Annotated in this window: 6 protein-coding genes; 1 reads left to right on the plus strand and 5 read right to left on the minus strand. The window is 72.8% G+C overall.

The genetic code is table 11. The annotated features are described in order from the left end of the window. Positions 1–584: MFS transporter (locus ACFFNX_RS40820; RefSeq protein ID WP_378211544.1), on the minus strand; the 584-nt coding region annotated here is incomplete at its 3' end. 110 nt (positions 585–694) lie between these two features. On the opposite strand from ACFFNX_RS40820, the gene ACFFNX_RS40825 reads away from it, so the two are divergent. After that, complete coding sequence (locus ACFFNX_RS40825) at positions 695–1,579, plus strand: LysR family transcriptional regulator (protein WP_378211545.1); 885 nt, start codon at positions 695–697, stop codon at positions 1,577–1,579. Between the two features lie 6 nt (positions 1,580–1,585). Here ACFFNX_RS40825 and ACFFNX_RS40830 read toward each other — a convergent pair whose 3' ends face one another. The 4 genes from ACFFNX_RS40830 to ACFFNX_RS40845 all read right to left on the minus strand — a co-directional run. After that, positions 1,586–3,079 (minus strand): SEL1-like repeat protein, encoded by a 1,494-nt coding sequence (locus tag ACFFNX_RS40830; protein WP_378211546.1) that lies wholly within the window; start codon positions 3,077–3,079, stop codon positions 1,586–1,588. Between the two features lie 93 nt (positions 3,080–3,172). Continuing rightward, on the minus strand, positions 3,173–4,144 hold the full coding sequence (locus ACFFNX_RS40835) for an adenylate/guanylate cyclase domain-containing protein (RefSeq protein WP_378211547.1): 972 nt from the start codon (positions 4,142–4,144) through the stop codon (positions 3,173–3,175). Between the two features lie 20 nt (positions 4,145–4,164). After that, positions 4,165–4,674 (minus strand): PH domain-containing protein, encoded by a 510-nt coding sequence (locus tag ACFFNX_RS40840; RefSeq protein WP_378211548.1) that lies wholly within the window; start codon positions 4,672–4,674, stop codon positions 4,165–4,167. 60 nt (positions 4,675–4,734) lie between these two features. Next, the coding region (locus ACFFNX_RS40845) for a hypothetical protein (RefSeq protein ID WP_378211549.1) at positions 4,735–5,464 on the minus strand (730 nt) is incomplete at its 5' end.

The raw sequence follows: 5,464 nt of genomic DNA on the forward strand, positions 1-5,464 counted from the left end.
ACCGCGGGCCCCGCGACCAGCGCCAGGACGGCCAGCGCGATCGGGACGTTCACCAGGAAGATCGCACGCCAGCCCACGAGGTCGTACAGGACACCGCCGGCGAGCGGCCGCCCCGCGACCGCGGCGCCGCTGACGGACGCCCAGACGGCGACGGCCCGGGTGCGCTCGGCGGGTACCGGGTAGAGCCGGGCGATCATCGCCATCGACGCCGGCACACACGCCGCACCGGCGACGCCGAGCACCACCCGCAGCGCGATGAGGACGCCCAGCGCCGGGGCGAACGCGGACAGCAGCGAGCCGAGCCCGAACACCGCGACGGCGACACGGAACACCCGGTGTGCCCCGTACCGGTCGGCCACGGCTCCGGCCGACAGCAGCAGCGCGCCGAACACCACGGTGTAACCGGTCGTCGCCCACTGCAGGCCGGACACCGAGGTGTGCAGCGAGGCGGCCAGGTCCGGCTCGGCCACCGACAGCACGGTCATGTCGAGCAGCACCATGAAGTAGCCGAGGGCGATGCCGAAGAGCGCGAGCCCGCGCCCGGCCCCGGTCCTCTCCCGCGCGGGGGATCTCAGAGTGGTCATGGGTCCTCTTCGCTCAGTCATGGACGCCACTCTTCGGATCGGGCCGCGCGCGCTCCACCGGCCGGTCCGCACGCCCGTTCGGAATTTCCGAACGCCGCCACGCGGTTGCGATGGCCATGGAGCTCCACCAGCTACGGATCTTCGAGGCCGTCGTACGCCACCGGACCGTGACCGATGCCGCCGTCGCGCTCGACCGGGCGCCCTCCAGCGTGTCCGCGCAGATCCGCGCCCTGGAACGGTCACTCGGGGTGTCGCTGTTCGAGCGGACCCCCACGGGGATGCGGCCGACCGGGGCGGGCGAGCGGCTGCTGGTCTGGGCCCGCCGCCTCCTCGACCAGGCCGAACAGGCGCGGGCCGAGGTCGCCGGGCGGTCCCGGCAGGTACGGCTCGGTGCGCTGCAGACCATCGCCGCCACGTACGTGCCCCGCGTGCTGGCCCGGCTCGCCGAGCGCCGCCCCGGCGTCGAGGTCGAGGTCCGCCCCGGTGTGAGCCGCGACGACCTGCTGGCCGGCGTCATCGCGGGACGGCTGGAGGCGGCACTGGTCCTGGACACCGGCGAGGCCCTCGGCGACCTGGGCTTCCCGGCTCCGCCGGAGCCGCTGACCTTCCTCGACGTCGATGAGGTGCCGCTCGCCCTCGTCGCGGCCCCGCGTCACCCGCTGGCCGGGCGCGCCGGCCTGACCCCGGCCGACCTGACCGGGGAGCGCCTGCTCGTCAACGCCCCGAACTGCTCGTTCCTCATGGCCGCGGACCGGGTCGTCGGCCCCGGTCCGGAACGCGTCTGGACCGGCGGCGTCCCGGTGATGCGCGCCTGGGCCGAGCAGGGCCTCGGTGTCGCGCTGCTCCCGGAGTTCGCGGTGTCGTCCGCCCGCGACGCCGGGACCCTCACCCGGCTCGACCTGCCGGCCCCCGCGCTGAGCCTGCGTCTGGTCTGGCGCGGCGACCAGGAGGACGTGCCCGGCCTCCGCGACGTGCTCTACGCGGCCTGTGCCTGAACGGTCCTACGCCTGGGCGGGGACCGACGTGATGGCCTTGATGAGCCCGTCGGAGGTGAACGCCACCGTGAGGCGGTGACCGCCCGGGAAACGGCCCTCGATCACGTCCGGGCCCTCCGCGATCCCGGAGCCGTAGTGGACGACGAAGCCCCGGACGACCCGGCGGGGATCGGACGGGAAGACCTCGGTGGCGGCCGTCACCAGACGCGCGGCCGAGAGCGGGTCGTAGGCGGCGACGGGCAGCCCCGGGTCGTCGAGGTGGAGGTACACGGAGCCCTTCCCGCCGTTGATCCGGCAGCTGTGGACGCCGTTTCCGCCCAGCAGCGCCCCCGCGGCGATGGCCATCGTGGTCGCGGCCTGGTGCGGGTTCGAGAACCCGGAAAGGTCGAGGCGCCCGATGGTCAGCTCGGCGATGTCGTGCTCCCGGCCGTACTCGCGGACGGCGTCCAGCGGTTCGACGGCGGGATGGTCGTCGCGGAAGTGCTCGTTGGCCCAGGACCACAGCCAGGACCGGTCCAGGTGCGAGAAGCTGCCGAGCAAGGTGACGCCGTGGTAGGTGCGGCCCCCTGCGGTCAGCGTCCGCTCGTCGGTGTCGAAGTGCACCTCGCCCTCGCCCAGGGTCGCGTTCAGCACGTCCTGGCGATGGATCGCCGCGGCCGCGCCCTCGGCCGCGAACGCCTCGAACCCCGGGCTGTGGGCGCCGAGCCCGTACGGGAGATCACGCCAGAATTTCGCCTGGTCCCGGTCGCCGTCACCCTCATAGATGTCGGCGAGCTTCCCGGCCGCCGCCGTATGCCCGAGATCCTCCACCGCCCTGCGCAGCCACACGGCGGCCGATTCCCGGTCGCCCCGCTGCCCGAACATCAGCCCGAGGCTGTAGGCGGCCTTCGGATGCCCGAGCTCCGCGGCCCGCTGCCAGGCCGTCACCATCGCGGCCTCATCGCCCTGGTCGCTCCGGACGTGCCCGAGGTTGTACGCGGCGCCGCCGTTTCCCCGCTCGGCCGCGCGCTCATACCACTCGGCGGCCAGCGCGAGATCGCCCTTGCCGTCGTCGTCATGGATCTTGCCGAGGTTGAACGCGGCCTTGTCATCGCCCAGGTCCCAGGCGCGGCGGTAGAGCTCCATGGCCTCGGGCAGGTCACCCCGATTCTCCAGGAGCACCCCCAGGTTGAGGATCCCGCTGCGGTGACCGCCCTCGGCGGCCAGCCGGTACAGCCGCTCGGCCTCGTTCAGGTCGCCGCCGCGCTCCTCCTCGTAGCCGACCTCGAAGGCGGCGGCGGGTACGCCCTGTTCGGCGGCGCGCCGGTACCACGCCTCCGCACCGGCCCGGTCACCGCGGTCGAGCAGACCGTGACCGAGGTCGTACGCGGCGACGGGGTGCCCGGCCTCGAACGCCTGGCGGAACAGCTCCTCGGCCTCCTCCCACCGGCCTTCGCGCCTGGCGGTCAGGGCGCGCTCACGCAGCTCCACCGCGGCAGGCGGGTACTGGGCATCGGTCATACGGAAAGCCTCCAGAGGGGTCGGGGGTCCGATCACGACTACCGACGCGCGCGAGCATGATCACGTTCCCCGCCGAGCCGGATCGGCGAAGCGTCAGCGACGCCGGAGGACGTACGGCTGGATCAGGCCGAGGCCGTGGGCGCGGCGGCGGGTGATGCGCGTCAGGTCGTAGGTGTCGTCCTCGCGCAGTTCCCTCGCCAGGCCCGCGTCGACCAGCGCCGTGCCGGGGCGGGCCATCGTGGTCAGCCGGCTGGCGAGGTTCACCGTCGTGCCGAACACGTCGCCGCGCAGCGGCAGCACCGGGCCGTACGCCATGCCGACCCGTACGTCGGGGATGCCCTCGTCCTCGCGTACCGCCTCCGCGATGGACAGGCCGATCTCGGCGCCGGTCCGTACGGCGTCGGCGCTGAACAACACCTCGTCGCCAAGGGTCTTCACGAGCCGCCCGCCGTGCTCGGCGACGACGTCCGAGGCCGTCTCCTCGAACCGCTCCACGAGCCGGGCCAGCTCGCGTTCGTCCAGGTCACGGCTCGTGCGGGTGAACGCGACCAGGTCGGCGAACCCGACCACCGCCCGCGCCTGGAGCTCCTCGCTGCCCTGCACGGTGAGCAGCCGCGCGCCGGCGGCGGCGAGCTGCCGGCGCCAGGCGTGCGTGATCAGGGGTTCGAGGTCGGCCAGGCGGGACTCCGCGCTGGCCGCGATGATCCGCAGGGTCTCCGGATCCGGTGGTTCGAGCAGGTCGGTCATCGTCTCGACGAGGATGTCGACCTGCCATTTCGCGAGCCGCGCCATGGTCTGCCCGACGGCGCGGGCCATGCGGAGCGTGAGCTCCTCATCCAGCACGCCGGTGGACCGCAGCCCGGCGACCCCGGCGAGCGCGGCCACGTCGCCCTCGGTGAAGGCGACCACGTCGTCGGGGACGTGCGGGAACCCCAGGGCGCGCCAGAGCCGCCGGGCGAACTCCTCCGACACCCCGGCGGCCTGGATCGCGTCGAGACTGGTGTGCCGCAGCTCACCGCCGAGCAGCAGCTCCTCGAGCCGCCGCGGGTTTGGCAACTCGCTCACTCATCTCACCGTGGCCACTGTCACGGGCGGATGCCGTCACCGTCCGTCAGCTCCTCGACGAGGCGGTAGAGCTGGTTCTGGGCGTACTCGACCCGCGGAATCTTCTTGAGGACCAGCTGGCCGTGCTCACCGCCGGACTCGACCACGAGCGTGCCGGTGCCGAAGATCCGCTCGATCAGGCTGTGCTCGAAGGACACGTCGTTCACGCGGGTCAGCGGAATGTCGCGGCCGGAGCGGGCCAGGATGCCGTGACGCATCACGAACCGGCGGTTCGTCAGCGTGTAGCTGGTCGTGACCCAGCGCAGGAAGGGCAGGAAACCGACCACGATGACCGCCAGGACGCCGATGGCCGCGACGATCAGACGGATGAGCGTCTGGGAGCCCCCGTCCGGGATGAAGAAGATGATCACCCCCGCCACGACGATCGAGACGAGCGCCCAGAAGATCGTCGTGACGAGCGTCGACCAGTGAGGATGAAATTCGAGGATGATCCTCTCATCCTCGGTCAACGAATTCTTCGGAAGACCCATGGCGGATATCTTGACAGAAATCGCCTGGGCGGCGTGCCGCGAACACCATGAAAGGGTCGGTCAGGTGGCGACGCGGATGATGAAGAACGTCAGGGCGAACAGCCACACCGCCCCACCGCCGATGGCGCCCGCGATCGCGGTGTCCACCGCGTACTCCTGCTCTTCGTGCGACGTGCGATAGCGGATCCAGCCGTTCGCCGCGAGGTGGCCCAGCCAGGGCGCGAGCAGCGCCGGCAGCCCGGCGGCGAACCACCGCACCCGGCCCGCGTCGTGCAGGGACATGCTCACCTCGAGCCCGATCAGCGTCAGCACCACCGCGACGGCGAACCCGAGCAGGCCCATCCGGGCGTACCGGCCGGCGAGGGGATGGTCGACCGGCTGGCGCACCCGCTGGCGCGCGTCGTCCAGCAGTTCTTCGGCGTCGGGCCCGCGCGCGATCCGGTCGGCCGGCTCGGGCAGCGGCCCGGTCATGGTGGGGCCGAACCGCGTGGTCAGCTCCCGCCAGACGCCGGCCGCGCGCTCCTCGACACCGTCGAGGTGCGCCCACTCCTGCTCGACCGAGGCGTACGTCGCGGTGCGCTGCTCCTCGGCCTCCGCCAGCCGCCGCCGGGCGTCGTCGGCGGCGTGCAGCAGCCGGCCCGCCTCGGCCGCCAGCTCCTTGTACGCCTGCCGCGCCGCCCGCGGATCGATCACCTGATACTCGGTGTTCATGGGTCGCTCCCGCTCCTCACTCACTGCGCGGGCCACCTCGTCCCTCGGCCGCCCACTCCGCTCGCTCTCGTCACGCTCG

The organism is Actinoallomurus acaciae (assembly GCF_042429965.1).
GTDB lineage: Bacteria > Actinomycetota > Actinomycetes > Streptosporangiales > Streptosporangiaceae > Actinoallomurus > Actinoallomurus acaciae.

Bases quoted from the DNA above. Each gene is read 5' to 3' on its own strand.
- ACFFNX_RS40825 (WP_378211545.1), top strand. From the start codon at position 695: ATGGCCATGGAGCTCCACCAGCTACGGATCTTCGAGGCCGTCGTACGC.
- ACFFNX_RS40830 (WP_378211546.1), bottom strand. From the start codon at position 3,079: ATGACCGATGCCCAGTACCCGCCTGCCGCGGTGGAGCTGCGTGAGCGC.
- ACFFNX_RS40840 (WP_378211548.1), bottom strand. From the start codon at position 4,674: ATGGGTCTTCCGAAGAATTCGTTGACCGAGGATGAGAGGATCATCCTC.